Origin of the sequence: Bacillus sp. 275 (assembly GCF_001999205.1) — a bacterium.
GTDB lineage: Bacteria > Bacillota > Bacilli > Bacillales > Bacillaceae > Bacillus > Bacillus velezensis.
The window spans coordinates 742,555-757,660 of record NZ_CP019626.1; the positions used below are offsets into that span (position 1 = coordinate 742,555).

19 protein-coding genes are annotated in these 15,106 nt (G+C 46.9%); 1 reads left to right on the top strand and 18 read right to left on the bottom strand.

Annotated elements, in window-relative coordinates:
* The first annotated feature begins 75 nt into the window (after window positions 1-75).
* On the top strand, window positions 76-201 hold the full coding sequence (locus BZ167_RS20435) for a hypothetical protein (RefSeq protein WP_003154809.1): 126 nt from the start codon (window positions 76-78) through the stop codon (window positions 199-201).
* A gap of 34 nt (window positions 202-235) precedes the next feature.
* Here the strand turns inward: BZ167_RS20435 and BZ167_RS03030 are convergent, their stop codons facing one another.
* The 18 genes from BZ167_RS03030 to BZ167_RS03110 form a co-directional block, all read right to left on the bottom strand.
* Window positions 236-1,114 (bottom strand): N-acetylmuramoyl-L-alanine amidase, encoded by an 879-nt coding sequence (locus BZ167_RS03030; RefSeq protein ID WP_060674888.1) that lies wholly within the window; start codon window positions 1,112-1,114, stop codon window positions 236-238.
* Between the two features lie 13 nt (window positions 1,115-1,127).
* Window positions 1,128-1,391, bottom strand: coding sequence for a phage holin (locus tag BZ167_RS03035; RefSeq protein WP_003154813.1), 264 nt, complete (start codon window positions 1,389-1,391; stop codon window positions 1,128-1,130).
* 13 nt (window positions 1,392-1,404) lie between these two features.
* A complete protein-coding gene (locus tag BZ167_RS03040; protein ID WP_031378810.1) occupies window positions 1,405-1,668 on the bottom strand; it encodes a hemolysin XhlA family protein in 264 nt (87 codons plus the stop codon).
* A 51-nt stretch (window positions 1,669-1,719) separates the two neighbouring features.
* A complete protein-coding gene (locus tag BZ167_RS03045) occupies window positions 1,720-2,481 on the bottom strand; it encodes a hypothetical protein (RefSeq protein WP_060674886.1) in 762 nt (253 codons plus the stop codon).
* Window positions 2,482-2,537: 56 nt separating this feature from the next.
* Window positions 2,538-2,735 (bottom strand): XkdX family protein, encoded by a 198-nt coding sequence (locus BZ167_RS03050; RefSeq protein WP_012117366.1) that lies wholly within the window; start codon window positions 2,733-2,735, stop codon window positions 2,538-2,540.
* 4 nt (window positions 2,736-2,739) lie between these two features.
* A complete protein-coding gene (locus BZ167_RS03055) occupies window positions 2,740-3,165 on the bottom strand; it encodes a YomQ N-terminal domain-containing protein (RefSeq protein ID WP_053573490.1) in 426 nt (141 codons plus the stop codon).
* A 12-nt stretch (window positions 3,166-3,177) separates the two neighbouring features.
* Window positions 3,178-4,767: a hypothetical protein gene (locus tag BZ167_RS03060; RefSeq protein ID WP_053573489.1), complete on the bottom strand. Its 1,590-nt coding sequence runs from the start codon at window positions 4,765-4,767 to the stop codon at window positions 3,178-3,180.
* Window positions 4,768-4,769: 2 nt separating this feature from the next.
* Window positions 4,770-5,042, bottom strand: coding sequence for a hypothetical protein (locus BZ167_RS03065; RefSeq protein ID WP_060674884.1), 273 nt, complete (start codon window positions 5,040-5,042; stop codon window positions 4,770-4,772).
* A complete protein-coding gene (locus tag BZ167_RS03070; RefSeq protein ID WP_015239689.1) occupies window positions 5,039-5,617 on the bottom strand; it encodes a YmfQ family protein in 579 nt (192 codons plus the stop codon). The genes BZ167_RS03065 and BZ167_RS03070 overlap by 4 nt, the downstream gene beginning before the upstream one ends.
* A complete protein-coding gene (locus tag BZ167_RS03075) occupies window positions 5,601-6,647 on the bottom strand; it encodes a baseplate J/gp47 family protein (RefSeq protein ID WP_060561805.1) in 1,047 nt (348 codons plus the stop codon). The genes BZ167_RS03070 and BZ167_RS03075 overlap by 17 nt, the downstream gene beginning before the upstream one ends.
* Window positions 6,640-7,065 carry a DUF2634 domain-containing protein gene (locus BZ167_RS03080; protein ID WP_015417292.1) on the bottom strand — a complete coding sequence of 142 codons (426 nt, stop codon included), beginning with the start codon at window positions 7,063-7,065 and terminating at the stop codon, window positions 6,640-6,642. The genes BZ167_RS03075 and BZ167_RS03080 overlap by 8 nt, the downstream gene beginning before the upstream one ends.
* Window positions 7,066-7,168: 103 nt before the next feature.
* The gene (locus BZ167_RS03085; protein WP_007610818.1) at window positions 7,169-7,435 is read right to left on the bottom strand and encodes a DUF2577 family protein; all 267 of its coding nucleotides are present in this window, start codon (window positions 7,433-7,435) and stop codon (window positions 7,169-7,171) included.
* Window positions 7,435-8,412: an XkdQ/YqbQ family protein gene (locus BZ167_RS03090; RefSeq protein ID WP_015417291.1), complete on the bottom strand. Its 978-nt coding sequence runs from the start codon at window positions 8,410-8,412 to the stop codon at window positions 7,435-7,437. The genes BZ167_RS03085 and BZ167_RS03090 overlap by 1 nt, the downstream gene beginning before the upstream one ends.
* Window positions 8,413-8,425: 13 nt before the next feature.
* Complete coding sequence (locus BZ167_RS03095) at window positions 8,426-9,085, bottom strand: LysM peptidoglycan-binding domain-containing protein (RefSeq protein WP_040238238.1); 660 nt, start codon at window positions 9,083-9,085, stop codon at window positions 8,426-8,428.
* Entirely contained in the window at window positions 9,078-13,958 is a 4,881-nt protein-coding gene (locus BZ167_RS03100) for a transglycosylase SLT domain-containing protein (RefSeq protein ID WP_077391935.1), read from the bottom strand. The genes BZ167_RS03095 and BZ167_RS03100 overlap by 8 nt, the downstream gene beginning before the upstream one ends.
* Window positions 13,946-14,098, bottom strand: coding sequence for a hypothetical protein (locus tag BZ167_RS20055; protein ID WP_015239684.1), 153 nt, complete (start codon window positions 14,096-14,098; stop codon window positions 13,946-13,948). Before BZ167_RS20055 ends, BZ167_RS03100 begins: the two co-directional genes overlap by 13 nt.
* 41 nt (window positions 14,099-14,139) lie before the next feature.
* The gene (locus tag BZ167_RS03105; RefSeq protein WP_003154836.1) at window positions 14,140-14,586 is read right to left on the bottom strand and encodes a phage tail assembly chaperone; all 447 of its coding nucleotides are present in this window, start codon (window positions 14,584-14,586) and stop codon (window positions 14,140-14,142) included.
* 76 nt (window positions 14,587-14,662) lie between these two features.
* A complete protein-coding gene (locus BZ167_RS03110) occupies window positions 14,663-15,106 on the bottom strand; it encodes a phage tail tube protein (RefSeq protein ID WP_003154837.1) in 444 nt (147 codons plus the stop codon).

Here is a 15,106-nt window from a genome sequence, read left to right on the forward strand (position 1 = left end):
CGGCTCTTGTCCTTATTCCTTTTTTCCATATCTTTCATATAATAAAACCAACAAAGAGATGCGACAGGTGATGATGTGAAGAAAATTGTCAGGCGCGTAAAGTTTGTGGATTACGGACGCTTCGGGCTTTCCGCTTATTCGCTGAGGATGCGGGCGAGGAATCTCGGGTTATTGAACCGGTTAAAAAAGAAAAAAGGCTGAATCCCGCAATGTGAACGGGACTCAGCCTTTTTTGTTAAAGCTGCATCAGAATTTTCGCTTTTACAGCGGGGCCGTAGACGCCGTCAGACGTCAGTCCGTTTACAGATTGGAAGCGGGCCACGGCATCTGCGGTTTTCGGACCGTAGATACCGTCAATTCCGTTATTGACAGCTCCTTTTTCAGGATAGAAATAAAGCGCGGCGAGCGCGTTTTGCACCTGGTATACCTTCTCGCCGGACGTGTACGGCTCTGTCAGCTGAATCACCTCGTCCGGAAGAGAATACAGTGCTTCAACCGGCGGGCTGACGATCAGTACTTGTCCGACTTTAATCAGGTTCGGGTCAGCGATGTTATTCCATTTCTGCAGATCGGCCACGCTGACGCCGAATTTCCGCGCGATCGCCGACAGCGTATCTCCTTTTTGGACGGTATACGTCTGTCTTTCCCCAGAACCGATTCCCGCTTTAAACTCATCCCATGTATCCAACAGTCTTCTCGGACAAAGCTTTCCTGACCAATGCTTGTGCGCAACGACATTTGCAAGCGGGATGCCGTGCGAGGTCATTAATGTGCGGATGAGCCATTGGGCGTTTGCCACGGCCTGTGAAAAGTTGCCGTCTACGTTTTCACAAATTTCAATACCGATGGATTTACGGTTGCCGTCCCCGTTTCCGTCACCGGCATGCCAGCCGTTTTCGTTCAGCGGAAGATGCTGATAAATTTCCGTATCATCGACTGTGAAATGCCAGCTTGTCGGTGTATCGGGATTTTTCACATAGCTTGCGTGACTTTTGGCGTTAGCTCCGACTGCGGTATTGGCGGTATTGTGCACCGTAATGTAAATCGGTGTCAGTGCATAGCCTGGGCGGTTATTGTTTCCTGCCGGGATAAAATCCTGTGTGATTTTTACCATATTCTCATCTCTCCTATTTCGATAAATTGTTTATTTTTAATAAAGCCTGCTGTTTTTTCCCTTTTGCTGTAACGTAATTGTTTTTAAACCAGGCGGCGGCAGTCGTTATGATTGTAAAAACGGCCGACCCGGCGGCATACAGCGTATCTGCAAGCTGGCTGACCTGGTCCTCCTGAATATTCAGCGGCGATTTGCCGAACATCAGCAAAGTTTGATTCAATAAAGCAAGCAAAAGAAGCACCGTCCTGACGACCGTGCCTTTGTCCGCGAATTTCATATCGGTTTCCCCCTTACTTTTGCAGCAGATTGTACATGATGGCGATGGCTCCGCCAATGACGCCCGTGCAGATTGCTGTCACGATCGCTCCTGTAATGGTCCGCTTAATCCATGTTGTGTTTTCGTCAATTTTGTTCAGTTTTTCGTTCAGCGTCATGATTTGCTGATCCTGCCGGTCGGATACCCGCTCTAATACGGCCACCCGCTGTTCAAGCACCTTTTGTTCACCTTTGATGCCTGCGAATTCTTTTTGCACCGCTTGTTCATCCAGAAGCACTTCAGCTCCCCCCTCTTACATTGTTCTCACCTCCCTTCGGAAGCTTCATTCTTACGAAAATGCCGTGCCTTTGATAGAAAGGCTCCCGCCGGAAATGCTTTTGATTTCCATGACGATTTCCTTAAAGCCGGCAATATCAAATGACCACACTTCTTCTGTGCCTGACGTACCGGCGGCTGATGTCCCGTCATCAGACCTGATTCCTCTGATCGGCACGTTTTTTCCCGAGATGGATCTCCCCCAAAACGCGACATGGCCCGACTCAGCGGTGCCGGTGATTTCGACGAGAAGTTTTTTCCAAGCGCCCGCCGAGAAGATGCTTCCCTCGCCCGCCTCTGCTGCATTTTCATGAAAAATCACATCTGTATATGAAAACGCCATATCACCGCCCGAACCGACAGATTGGTATAAAACAAATTCGGACTGTTTTTGATTTCCATTTTCAAAACGGAACCGATAATATCTTTTTGTCAGGCTGACCCAACCCGAAGCGGTCAGCACTCCGCCTTTTACTGCGACAGAATGTGAAGCTGTCCACGAATTGTTATCCTCGCTCTCTTCGATAAAAAGAGTTCCGCTGCGGTCCGAATAAGCCCACCCATGTGCTCTGTCTATTAAGACGGCTCCTAAACGGTCTTGTCCGAATTGGCTGTAAACTTCAATCGCTTCTAGCGGCGTATTGGTAAGAAGCTCTGCCATTCCGGACAAATCAGCAACCGGTGTGACATAATCGTTTTTGTTACCGCGATAAGCTTTTACGGCGCCGGGCCTGCCAAGTTGATCGGCGGGAAATTCAAATGAATGCTTTTTCATTGGCCGTCCTCCTTTTCTCATTTATTAAAAACGACAAATAAAAAAAGCCGTTTGGCTTATGACACAGCATTTTTATAATTTTCGTATGTTTCACCCGTTATTTCTTGAAATTCCTCAGGCGTGATATACTTCGCGGCCACACCTTCAGCCAGATCTTCGGCAGAGCAGTCATCATAGCCCATAGCCTGTTTTACCATTTCTATTGTGGCCCACTTATAAAACAAAGCGTAAACCCAAAAGTTAAGTCTCTTCATTTTTTCATTCTCCTTTTACGTTTAAGAGTTCCAGTTTTAAAGACGCTATTTGTTCACCTAAAGTTTTATTCAACATCTCTGTTTTCTCCCTTGCTACCACTTCGGCAGACAATTGTACACCTAAAGCATTTTGAGCTTGTTCTGCTTGTTTTCTCGCTAGTTTTTCATCTGCCAGTTGCTGTCCGATTTCTTTCAACTGTTCCACAATGGGATCCGGCTCCCCCACATCCTGATACTTGTTTTTTTGATTTTCCTTATATTCTTGATCAGCAGATTCGTTCCAAATTTTATTTACTTCATCAAACTGCGGCCTCCATAAGCCGTCCGGAGGTTTTATGGTTGTTGAGTTTTGCGGCATTATACTTGATGTACTGTCTAAGATTTCAGGCCTTTGAAAATAAAAATTCTCATCATACAAAAAGACTTGCATATTCATCCCCCATTACAAAGTGAAATTATTATCTATTGAAATCCCTGTAATATTCCCCTCTATTTTGGCATATTTCCCGTTAATTCTCAGTTCTCCCGTTGGTTCGGCATAATATTTTGTTATCCCGGTTGTTCCAAAGAGTGGGGCAGCCATTGATTTCTGTGTTGAAGGATGAGCTTCAGAAGGAAGTACAGCAAAAACGCTGTCGAAATCTGGGGGAACCACTTCACCACGTGTGAATACTTGGTTGCCCCACACTGCATACTGAGGATTTCTTGCGCCAGCCTTATGCCCATTAATTAGTGTTAAATCATACCAGGTCATTTTATTAAATTCTTCTTCAGTAAATAGACGTTTCCACCCCTTAAAAACACCGTCTGTATGAACAGTCGCGATCCATACATTATTATCGTAACTTCTCCAAGCCAAAATCGACTTTCTACCTGACTCACTCTCAATCACATCATAGTTAAACAAGGAATTATCATTTTCAACCGGATTGTTTTTCAGCTGAGCACCCATTCCATAATAAAACCCCGAGCTCAGTGCCAGTATGTCTGATCCGCTTTCTAAGCGTGTCCGTTTCCCATCATCCTTTGTCAATTTCGCCAACTGGCCGCCGTTCCATTTGTCTCTTTCGATAGGACTTATATGAATTGATGAATCTATCGCATGTGCATCGACCTTTGACTGCGCTCCAGCTATGGATTCAATTGGATACCAATTGATTGCTGTTTGATTAGTGTTATAATAAAACCACCATGCATTACCCTTCACGTCTACAGCATAACCATTACCTATTCCCGGCTGCCCCACTAACTGCATACCTCGGAGACTCGTATTTGACGGGTTGTCTGTTACTGCATTGGTTCCGTAAAAAGTTACAGAACCAACATCTTTTAACGAGTCATAAAACGAGCCGGAAGTTAAATTGATTTTTTGCGTGCCGTTATCAGCTGTGATTTTAAACAGCTGCCCTGCATTCCATGTATCCTTTTCAGCTTTCGTTACATGGATATCAGTCTGATTTGTGTGGGCATCGACTTTTTTTTGGGCGCCTTCCGAAGTTTCTAACTGAACCCAATCAGACCAGCCGGAAGCTTTAAGGGTTTTTCTCCATGTGCCTCCTTCATAATCCATTGCCAGAGCCTCACCATAAGACTTGAATCCGATATATAAGCCTCTGGTGGAAAGCGGAGGAGTATGAACTCCCGTGTTATTTGTGTAAAAGAAAAAAGATTGATTAAGCTGGTCTACAATTTGATGAAAATCCAAGCCATCTTGTATACTTATTAAATATTTCCCTGAATCATCCGTCAGCTTTGTTAACTGCCCGTTATTCCACTTCTGGCGCTCTTCCTTCGTCACATGCCGGTCCAGATCTTGATTGTGCCGGTCAAAATCTTTCTTTGCTGCCTGCTGGACATTGTCTACGTTTCCGAGGCCGATTTGCGCCTTTGTCGTTTTGTGCGGGTTGTTCATGTCGTTTTTATGGGCCGCCAGATCCGTGTGTGCGTCATTTATGCCTTTTTCCCAGCGGTTGACGTCATCTTCGTTAATCGGATCGTCCGGAAGCCAGTCTGTTTTTTCTTCGTAAGCCATCGTTACACCACCTCAAAGGTAAATCTTAAATCAAGCGTTCTGTTATTGCTGAGATCTAAATTTGTTTTTCGTTCTGTAATGACGCTTCCTGTTTCGTCAAGCATCTGCACGGTTTCAATGTGTTTGACGTCTTCTTCCCTGCGTGTGAGAACGGTGACTGCGGCTTCTTTTACGGAAATGTCCGCAATCGGAGTTTCTTTTCCGTTTAACAGCACTTTTGTGATCCTGTTTTTCAGATCGGCTGCGGCACGCTGTCTGTAAGCGGCTGATATCATGGTAAGACCACCTCGTTATTGTTGAGTGTGACGGAATAACCGACCTTCAGTTCACTGACTTTTCGGTATCTCCGATTGTTGAGAATGACACGGTCTTTGATTTCCAGTGTTTCGTTTAATGCGGCTCTCAGTGTATACGCCAAATGAGCGGGTTTGATTTTTTCAAGCGTTTCAATCAGCTCGTTCATGTGCTGCAGGTCATCAAGCCCGATATCGGCATAAAAACGATACTGCCCCGGAAACATCCGAACGTAAGCTGACGGATGTTTTAAAAAACGGTTTAGCGCCTGCTCGATCGCTTGATGTGTGATGGGCGGAATATTCGACATCTTTGAAATCAGCCTGAGCCGTCTCATATCCTCCGTGTCACCTGATTCCCGCGGTATTTTTAATATTTTTTCCCAGCGTTCAAGCCCCCACGTCGCCGTCGTGATAAAGAGCTGATCTGTCAAATCGAAAATATCGTTATTCTGCCGCTCAAACTCGGGAGCTTCCGCCTCAAGCAGTTGTGCCATCTCCTTTAATCGGGTTAAAAACGGCGGGAGGTACGCCGTCATCTCATCGAGTCTGCTCAAGGATTGTCACCTCTTTGAGTTTAGGAATTTCCACGTCACTGAGCACGAGGTTTTCCGCCGCACCGTTCATTTTGATATCGGCATAGTCACTGACGGATGCCGAGTTATAAACGATGTTGTTAATTTGTGATAAACGGACGGTGTTTTCTTCGAAGGCCATTTTCTTAAATAAATTCAGGACGCCTTTTTCAATCTCCGCTTTCACGTCATCGATCGAGCTGTTCAGCTCAGGCAGCACGGAAGCGGAGATTTCGATTTCCTTCCATACGGCGCTTTCCACCGTTACTGCCGCTCCGATCGGCGCCTGTCCTTCTCCCTGCCCTTCGTCCGGATCAATATAATCCTTTACTTTCTTGATCAGAATATCTGATGCCGGTTCCAAATTCGCATTTGTGATGACAACCTTCACCGTTCCGGCTCCGTTCCAAAGCGGGAAGATTTTCGCCCTGCCGACGCCGTCAACCTCTTCGGCCCATTGTTTATAGTGCTGTTTATTTGCGCTGACTGCTTCCCGGCGGACACGGGTAAAATAGCGCGCCCTTAAGCTGTTGTCATCTTCTTCCTCACGGCCGGGAATTAATATATCGCGCACGACTGCTTTCTCAAGCCCGGGTATCGTATCAAGCGGCAGCAGGTTCTGCCCTGAAATGCCGGCATTGCCCGCTTCACCGGCTGTTTCACATTCAAGCGTTCCATCCCCCGTATATTGAAAATACAGGTTATCAACGAAGAAACGAGAGCCTGGCGGAATGGTGATGCCCGCTGTGAATTCTCCGGCTCTGACCGCTTTTGTGGCAGGTGTTCGTTCAATTCCCGCTTCAGCAGCCCGCCTGTCCAGAAATTCTCCCTGAGCCGTATCGGAAAACACGAGCTCCAGCACGGTATCAAGCCAAATATAAGACTTTGCGAGCTCAGCGGCCGCAGGCGCGAGCGCATTGTAAATGACGCTGCCTTCTCTCGTATCAATATCTGCCGTAATGCGCGCCAGCATTCTGTCCATAATGTCGTCAAACGTCTGAGCTTCAAACATCCTCACCCAGCACCTCCTCTATCTCAAGCATGCCCTCATCAGTTTCAACGGTAAAAGAGACGGTGAAGGCATCATCTTTTTTCTCAATCTCAAAATTGGTAACAGCCAAAATTCGGTCATCATACAGCAAGGCTTCTTCTATCAGTCTTGGAATCTCCATTTTTTTATAAGCATCCGTCGTGTTCTGATCTGAAAGCACTTCCTGGAGTTCGTTTCCGATATCATGGCTGAAAACCGAATATGAATACCGTTCTGTGTGAAGAGCGATATAGACGAATTGTCTGATTGCGTCCAGTCCGTTTATCAGTTCATTGGTAATCCGGTTGTTTTCAAAATCAATTCGGTAGGTTTGTGAAGTTTCAATGGCCTCACTCGCATCCTCCAAATCTTCAAATTCGATTTCCGGTGTCAGGGCCATTGCACCCGCTCCTTTTAGATTTGATCATGTAAAAAAGCCCTCTTCGGATGATGAAGCGGCTTTAATAGGCTGATATTCTCTTACATTTCCGTCCGAACGCCGGTTAAATTTTGTCCAGTACAAAGAAAGACTGCCCTCCTGTTAAAGCGGCGGTCATCACCCGATCTCCCGCCTGGAGCTGATCATCTTCTCCGGATCTCAGCCGCTTCGGCACAATGAGTGCATCAGACGGAATTAACAGTTTGTCGTGATCTTTCAGTTTCAGCTCAAGCGGCGAAACGGAGGTCACTTCGGCCGGCATCAGCTCTACCGGTGCTTCGGCGTCAACCGCTCCGACGGCTAAATGTTTAATGGCATCACTTAATCTCATCAGGATGTCCCCTCCGGAAGTGAATTTTTCTCCGTGACGTCAATCGTCATGGTATGTTTTGTTCCTTGGAATTCATGGCGGTCCGTATCTACATAATAGGTTTTCTTCAGCCCGATTTCCGGAATTGAGATATAGACCGGCAATCCGCTTTCCAACCCCGGGATACCGATGGCCTGTATATTTTTCAGCTCTTTCTTAACGCCTTTTTTCTCAGCCTGCTTCACTTTTGCGCGCTGTTTCAGCTGGGCTTCGTTAATGTCGTCAGAAACCGTTTCGGTATACTGCAAAACGCCGAATGTTTTCATGCCCGCGCTGTCTGACGCGGAAGCCTTCACGGTTTTATTGTCTTTTTGCAGCCGCATGACGACACGGGTTGCGGTGTCATCAATTGAGGTGCTGTATTGATACCCTGTGATATTAACTCCTGTTTCCAGCACCCATATGTCAGACGGCTCCGGCCATTCACGCAAGCCGAGCCTGCCTTTTTCTGAATAGAGCTGATAATTGCGCCCCGTCTGGCTTTTTGTCTGCTTTAACGCTTTTAGCATCATATCGTAAAGGCTTGTATCATTTTTAAAAACGAGTGATTTAATGGTATGGCCTGTGTTGGCAATGGATGTGACGGGAATTTGAAAATCGCTGGCGATCCTTTTCAATATTTGATCGGCGCGCTTGTTGGAAAACACGTAAACGTCCTGGTTTTTCACAAGGTATTGAAGCATATCGTATGCGGTGAAGGCGACGGTATGCTCATCGGGCGTTCTTGCAAAAACAACGCCGCGGAACAGCTCTTTTCCGTTCCATTTGAACAAAACCGTATCCCCTTCTGATACGCCGTAATACGTCTGGCTGCCCTGCTTTACGACAATCGTCGCTTCGATGGAGCGGGGCGCCTGATATCTGTGTCCTTCCAGCGTTACGCTTTCTGTGACAAGCTCGAGCCACTCCGTTTCTTTTATGACAAATAGTTCAATCATCTTTTCACCCGTTTCATTGCGGTATCTTCAGCTTCTGCCCCGGGAAGATCCAATGCCCCGGCTGCCGGATATTCCGTTTGCTGCGCTTAATCATGGAGGTTTTATTCGCGTTCCAGATTTTCCGCCACTCCGTGTGTTTTCCGTAAAACTTGCCGGCGATGTCCCAAAGCGTATCCCCTTTTTTGACGGTATATGTTTTGGGTGAAGCTTTGGACGGGCGCTTCGCTTTCGTTTTTTTCTTTTGTTTGATTTTTCTTGGCGAAGCGGTTTTATATTCTTTTAGTACGATATCAAAATTCCGGTCGCCGATTTCATTGTCACCTTCGCTGTAATTAAAGCTTTCAATGCTGCATGTGACATTGATTTTTGTTCCTGTAATCAAAAACTGAACGGGTTTTTTCGCTTTCATCCATGCTTCAATGGCTGAAATGGCTTTTTCCGGCGAAGGGATGCTTTGATATTCGGCAATCGGGCTGTACCGTTTCGGAAAAAAAGAAGAGAACGAAATTTCTTTCGCTCCCGGTTCTTCGATAAACGTCACCTCTCCAAGTCCGGTGACTTTCACGGAATCATTCTGCACGCTGTTTGCGATATCAATCGCTTCAGGGAGAACGGGAAGCCGGAGCTTGTCCTTCCCCTGAGACAGCCAAAATTCGTAAACAGATTTAGTCAAAAGCAACGGCCCCCTTTGCTCCGGTATAAATGTCTTTTTGCAGTTCATCAATCAGCGCCTGTTTGATTTTGGAGGCGAGGCTGTCGGCGTCCTGTCCGTTATGGAAATGCTGATCGCCGCTGAATTCGATTTTAATTTCTTTTGTTCCCGTTTTTTGAACGGTTTGTCCGCCGCCTTTAACGGCTGCGGAAACCGTGCCGGCTGAAAGCGCCGCCGGTTCCGTCTGGGACGGATCGGACACTTCCATGCCGAGCGCCTGAGCGGCTTTTTGCAGCAGATAACGGCCGCGGATGCCCCGCTCTTCAGGGATGATCCACTCCCGTTTGTTCCCTTCGCCGACACGGGCGATCTGCTCCTTGGTAATCAGACCCCCATTGGCATAACCGACGTAAGGGCCTCCGTGAGCCATACTTTTAATCCCGGGGACATTGCTGATCGAGCCGTATCGGCTTTTAATATAGCCGATAGCGGCAGCGGCGTTGTGAATTGGATTTCTGATATCATTCATGCCCGGCGCTTTGTGATCTTCAAAGGTGCTCGGAATCGTCTGCATAAGCCCCTGTGACGGGTGTCCGGCTTTGGCGTTGCTGTCCCATAGATTAATGGAATTAGGGTTGCCGCCTGACTCATGCTGTGCGATCGTCATTAATCCCGGAAGCCAGCTGATCGGCGTATTGGTTGCTTTCATTGCGGCCAAAAGCCACTCTTTGACGCTTCCTCCCGCTGCACCCATGCCGGAAAAGGCTGCTGCAAGCGAGCCTGCCTGTTTTTCGGCGTATTTTTTTACGTCAACTGAGCCGAGACCTTTGACGACGCCGACTGAAGCAAAGCGCCCGAGGCTCATCATGACACGGGAAGGAGAATGAATATCAAGCTCTTCTCTGAATGCGTCCTCGACTTTTTTCGCCATATCTTTGGCCGCCTGTTTGACTTCGCTTCCTTTTGCAGTCATCCCTGATACGAAGTGTCCGATCAGGCCTGACCCCCAGCCGTTCGCGGAATCTCTTGATTGCACAAACGGTTTATTGATATGTGTGCTTACGTATTGCGACGTTCCCGTATCTTTTGCATTCTGTCCGGCCGAATATCCTTTCACCGTTGCGGCGCCCCATGATGACGATTGATTAACCGCCGATTGATAAGGTGTTTTCACCTTTGTTTTTAAAAATGAATCGGTGCCCGTCGGCGAAGTATTCTGACCTTTCGCATAGCCCGCAACGACTTGCTTTCCGTAACCGGATGAAGACGAAATGAGGGCATTGAACGGCGTTCCGATGTTTTTTTCCTTCCAGCCGTCCATATCCACCGCTTTTTTGCTGATTCCGCTGTCAAAGCCTTCAGTAAACTGTTTGCCGAGTGATGAAGCCGTCCCGCCAAGTCCGGATGCCTCTACAGACGCTGCTGCCGATACAGATGCAGAAGAAGAAACACCGCCCGCTCCCGCCGGAACAGCAGAAGACTGAGCCGAAGCCGCGCCCATATCATCGACAACACGCATGCCGAGCTTAGACGCAGCTTGTGAAAGCAGCATCTTTCCGCGTCCGCGATTGTTGTCAACGGGAATGACAAATTCTTTACCGGCTTCACCGATCCAGGAAATGGTCGGCTTTGTAATGTAGCCGCCCGTGGCGTTTTTGTCCGTTTTCTTCTTTTTATCTCCGCCGCCTCCTGTGACAAAGTTCATTATGCCTGAAATCATTTTGCCGCCGGTTTTATCCCAAATCTTTTTCACCCAGTCGAATGCTGCAGAAAAAGCATCTGATATGGCCGTTCCCACTTTTACAAGAGGTTCTTTTATATGTTTCTCAAACCAGCCGCTTAACCCTTTCCATATATTCTTTACAGTATCTAAAGCAGTCTTGAAAGCATCTGATATTCCTTTACCGACATTTTTCACCATGTCTTTCACCGGATTCCAGACAGTATCCATGAACCAGCCGGAAACCGTACTGAAAACGGATTTAATTTTATCCCAAGCTCCTGTGATTTTACTCCAAATGGACGTCGCCACTCCGACGACAGCCGATTTTACGGGCCCCCATACCGTGCTCATAAACCAGCCGGATACTGTGCTGAAGACACCTTGAATCGTCGTCCACGCATTCACGATATTTGACCAGATGCTGGTTGCCACTCCGACGACAGCCGATGAAACCGGCGTCCATACATTTTCCATGAACCAGGATGACACCGTGCTGAAAATCCCTTGAATCGTCGTCCACGCATTCACGATATTTGACCAGATGCTTGTCGCCACTCCGACGACAGCCGATGAAACCGGCGTCCATACATTTTCCATGAACCAGGATGAAACGCTTCCCCAAGTATCTTGTATTGTTGTCCAAGCACTTTGCGCCGCTTTGGAAATATCATTCCACGTGTCTTTCAAAGCTCCTGAATCAAAGGCCTCTCCCAAGCTGGAACCGCCTAAACTGCCGGCGATGCCGCCTACCGCGCCGCCGATTAATGTGCCCACTCCGGGAACAACGCTGCCGATTGCCGCTCCGGCCGCGGCTCCGGCAAGACCGCCGCCTGCTGAGCCGACCTTCTCTCCTGCATTATCTTTATTGATGCCGGCTAAATCAGTAAGTGATAACAATTCACCTATGCCGGGAATTCCTTTAGCGGCACCTTTTAACCCTTTCATACCGCCTTTTAGCGCCTTTGAATCTCCTAAGCCTTTCAAAAGCGCGCCGATGCCTTTACCTGCCCCTTTTGTTTTCGGCGTGTTTACGGATGCCTGTTTGCTTTCCTTTACGGATGAACCTCGTTTTGAAGATTTATTTCGCCCTTCGACTTTACTGCTTTTGCCCCTCGTCACTCCGGTACAGCAGCAGCCCCCCAAAGCCCCGCCGGTTTTTTTGGCTGACTTTCCTGAAGATTTTGGCGCTGTTACCGTGCGCTGTGAACCCTTTGTCAGATCTGGACGCTTTGGGCCGTTGGAGCCGCCGGCAGTAAGGCCGCCCTTACTCTTTTCTTTTTTCGTGCCGCCTCCTAATAATCCGCCGATATTGAGTTTGCCTAATTTTTCAGCGATTCCTGAAAATATTTTTTCTATTAATTCCCCGGCTTTTTCGATGATTTTGTCCGGGCTGAATTTCTCAAATTTCTTGGCAATCTTGCTGACAATTTTATCAACAAATGCCTCAGCTTTTTCGATGATCGCATCAGGACTGAATTTGCCGAACTTTTTATCAATGCCTCCGAACAGTGAGGATGTAAACTGCTCCACTTTTTCCAAAATCTTATCCGGATTGAGAAAATCGAATTTCTCAGAAATTCGGTCAATCGTGTCATTTACAAATTGTTCGGCGCGGTCGATTAGCTTATCAGGACTGAATTTGCCGACAACGTCGTCGACTTTCTTCATAAACGAATCAGTAAAATGATCCAGCTCTTTCAATATGGTCTCCGGGCTGAATTTGCTTGCGATCTCATCCACTTTTCCCATGAATGAGGTTGTGAACTTATCCAGTTCGGTTAATATCGTTGCCGGACTGAATTTGCTCGCGATTTCGTCTACTTTTCCCATGAATGAGGTCGTGAACTTGTCCAGCTCTGCTAAAATCGTCTCCGGGCTGAATTTGCTTGCGATCTCGTCCACTTTTCCCATGAATGACGTTGTGAACTTATCCAGTTCGGTTAATATCGTTGCCGGGCTGAATTTGCTCGCGATTTCGTCTACTTTTCCCATGAATGATGTTGTGAACTTATCCAGCTCTGCTAAAATCGTCTCCGGGCTGAATTTGCTTGCGATCTCGTCCACTTTTCCCATGAATGACGTTGTGAACTTATCCAGCTCTGCCAAAATCGTCTCCGGGCTGAATTTGCTTGCGATCTCGTCCACTTTTCCCATAAATGACGTTGTGAACTTATCCAGTTCGGTTAAAATCGTTGCCGGACTGAATTTGCTCGCGATCTCGTCCACTTTTCCCATGAATGACGTTGTGAACTTATCCAGCTCTGCCAAAATCGTTGCCGGGCTGAATTTGCTCGCGATTTCGTCTACTTTTCCCATGAATGATGTTGTGAACTTGTCCAGCTCTGCCAAAATCGTTGCCGGGCTGAATTTGCTTGCGATTTCGTCCGCTTTCTTCATAAAGCTTGCAGCGAATTTATCCAGTTCCGCTATGATTGTTTCCGGATAAAATTTGGATGCGATGTCATTGACTTTTTTCATGAAGGTGTCTGCAATGGAGTCAAGCATTGAAAAATCGTTTTTCGGCGAAGCAGGAGCAGCAGATGCAGAAGCTTTTCCGCCGTCCGGCATATTCTTTTGCATTGCAGCCAGCTGTGCTGTCACCTTTTCGTTTAACGATAATTGAATAACATTGTTTTTTCCCGTCAGCGAATCAATGCCCGCTGAAATTCGGCCGACTGTTTTCATGACGTGATCTATGACGCGTATAGTGACAGAGTACCCGTTCTTTAACGCAGATTGCATATAGCGTTTGATACGTTCCATGGCAGGGGTCACTTCGTCTGACGCATACAGTGAAACGGTAAATCCTTTAAAACCGGCAGTCAGATCCCGCAATCTCTCAAATGCCGCTGTCGCGCTGTCTTTTGCTCCTATTTTAATGGTTAAAGACGCAGGCAGACCCGCTAATTGGGCTTGCACCTTTTGAATGACGGCACTGGCTCCGTCTTCAGCTGAAATAGAGATCATTTGTGCGCCCAGCTTTCTTTTCATAGAGCGCTGGATGCGGTCAATTGTTCTTAAAACAGATTTACTCTCTTTGCGTATATCAATTTCACTTTGGCGTTTTGTCATTTTCCTGTATTTCTCAAGCGCTCTGAAGCCATTTTGGATTTTCCTTATTTTCTTTGAAACCCGATCTTCCAATTCAAAACGGGCGGTCAGCTTTGCCATGATGTCGCTCCCCCTTTCTTCGCTTGTTTTTCAAGAATGTCCAGCTTGTAACCGATTAAACCGTACAACAGCGCCTTAAAATGTCTCGGTGCTTCATATAACTCTTTCAGTTCTGATGGAGAATAATGAAGCTCATGCATCGCGTAATAGAGATACACGGCTTCCTTATTCCCATCTTTTATCAGTTTTTTGCTTCTTGCTCCAGATCTTCTAATTCATCTTCAAAACCGTTGATCTCAATCGCTTTATTCAGCCAATTTGCATACTCACCGCCGACTGAAAGCACGCGTTTTGCCACCTCGACCGGATCTGCCGTTTTGTAAGCGTCGCGGAGCTCCTTAGACCGGAAATCAGGGTAAATCGTAGATTCAACCGCGATCCGCGCATAAAAGCGCTGGCTGTCTAAGTCTTTTACTCGGCCTCTGCCCTTCACATTTTTATATGTCGTGCTTTCCTTCTCCAGTTCATCAATGCGCTCAGTCGTAATGGCTTTAAAAATAAAAGGCACGATGTTTCCTTTTTTATCGACAAAACGCTTTGAAAGCGGAACCCGAATCTCCTCAGCCTCGACTGTTTTACCCGGCATAAAGAATGACAGATCATATACTTGTTCGTTTTTTTCGCTCATGATGAAAACTCCCTTACTCTTTTTTTTATAAAAAACAGACCTGTAAAAAGGCCTGTTTCACTCATACCGATCTTAATTAAAACGTTTCAGAAAGCTTTTCCGGCACATCGAAATCTTCAAAAGTAAACGGCACTTCTTCTTCGAGTGCTTCTGAGTCTACGTCCAGTCCGGCGATTTTTGCAGAATCAAAGTTGACGTCATACAGAGTGACGCGTTCTGTTCCGCGGCCCGATGATTTGTCATCAAGAACGGCTTGCAGCGTAAAATACGGGTCGCTGCCTTTTTTGACATAATCCATCATAAGGACGGCGAATTTGGATGTGACCTTATAGAATGTTGCCGTGCCCGTTCCGTTGGCGCCTGTTGTTTTATGTCCCGTCATGCGGCGGCCCATGATGTTTACTTCTGATTTGTTTTTTTCCACGTTTGCTTCAAACGTTTTAATATGCGCCATCTCTTCTCCGTCGAGAAATAAACGGCCTTCTTTTCCTGAAATCGTGTTTTGCGCTTTTAATGCCAT

Coding starts and splice junctions, on each gene's coding strand:
- BZ167_RS03030 (WP_060674888.1), bottom strand. CDS start 1,114: ATGGTAAAAATCACACAGGATTTTATCCCGGCAGGAAACAATAACCGC.
- BZ167_RS03035 (WP_003154813.1), bottom strand. CDS start 1,391: ATGAAATTCGCGGACAAAGGCACGGTCGTCAGGACGGTGCTTCTTTTG.
- BZ167_RS03045 (WP_060674886.1), bottom strand. CDS start 2,481: ATGAAAAAGCATTCATTTGAATTTCCCGCCGATCAACTTGGCAGGCCC.
- BZ167_RS03050 (WP_012117366.1), bottom strand. CDS start 2,735: ATGAAGAGACTTAACTTTTGGGTTTACGCTTTGTTTTATAAGTGGGCC.
- BZ167_RS03055 (WP_053573490.1), bottom strand. CDS start 3,165: ATGCAAGTCTTTTTGTATGATGAGAATTTTTATTTTCAAAGGCCTGAA.
- BZ167_RS03060 (WP_053573489.1), bottom strand. CDS start 4,767: ATGGCTTACGAAGAAAAAACAGACTGGCTTCCGGACGATCCGATTAAC.
- BZ167_RS03065 (WP_060674884.1), bottom strand. CDS start 5,042: ATGATATCAGCCGCTTACAGACAGCGTGCCGCAGCCGATCTGAAAAAC.
- BZ167_RS03075 (WP_060561805.1), bottom strand. CDS start 6,647: ATGTTTGAAGCTCAGACGTTTGACGACATTATGGACAGAATGCTGGCG.
- BZ167_RS03080 (WP_015417292.1), bottom strand. CDS start 7,065: ATGGCCCTGACACCGGAAATCGAATTTGAAGATTTGGAGGATGCGAGT.
- BZ167_RS03085 (WP_007610818.1), bottom strand. CDS start 7,435: ATGAGATTAAGTGATGCCATTAAACATTTAGCCGTCGGAGCGGTTGAC.
- BZ167_RS03090 (WP_015417291.1), bottom strand. CDS start 8,412: ATGATTGAACTATTTGTCATAAAAGAAACGGAGTGGCTCGAGCTTGTC.
- BZ167_RS03100 (WP_077391935.1), bottom strand. CDS start 13,958: ATGGCAAAGCTGACCGCCCGTTTTGAATTGGAAGATCGGGTTTCAAAG.
- BZ167_RS20055 (WP_015239684.1), bottom strand. CDS start 14,098: ATGCATGAGCTTCATTATTCTCCATCAGAACTGAAAGAGTTATATGAA.
- BZ167_RS03105 (WP_003154836.1), bottom strand. CDS start 14,586: ATGAGCGAAAAAAACGAACAAGTATATGATCTGTCATTCTTTATGCCG.
- BZ167_RS03110 (WP_003154837.1), bottom strand. CDS start 15,106: ATGGCATTAAAAGCGCAAAACACGATTTCAGGAAAAGAAGGCCGTTTA.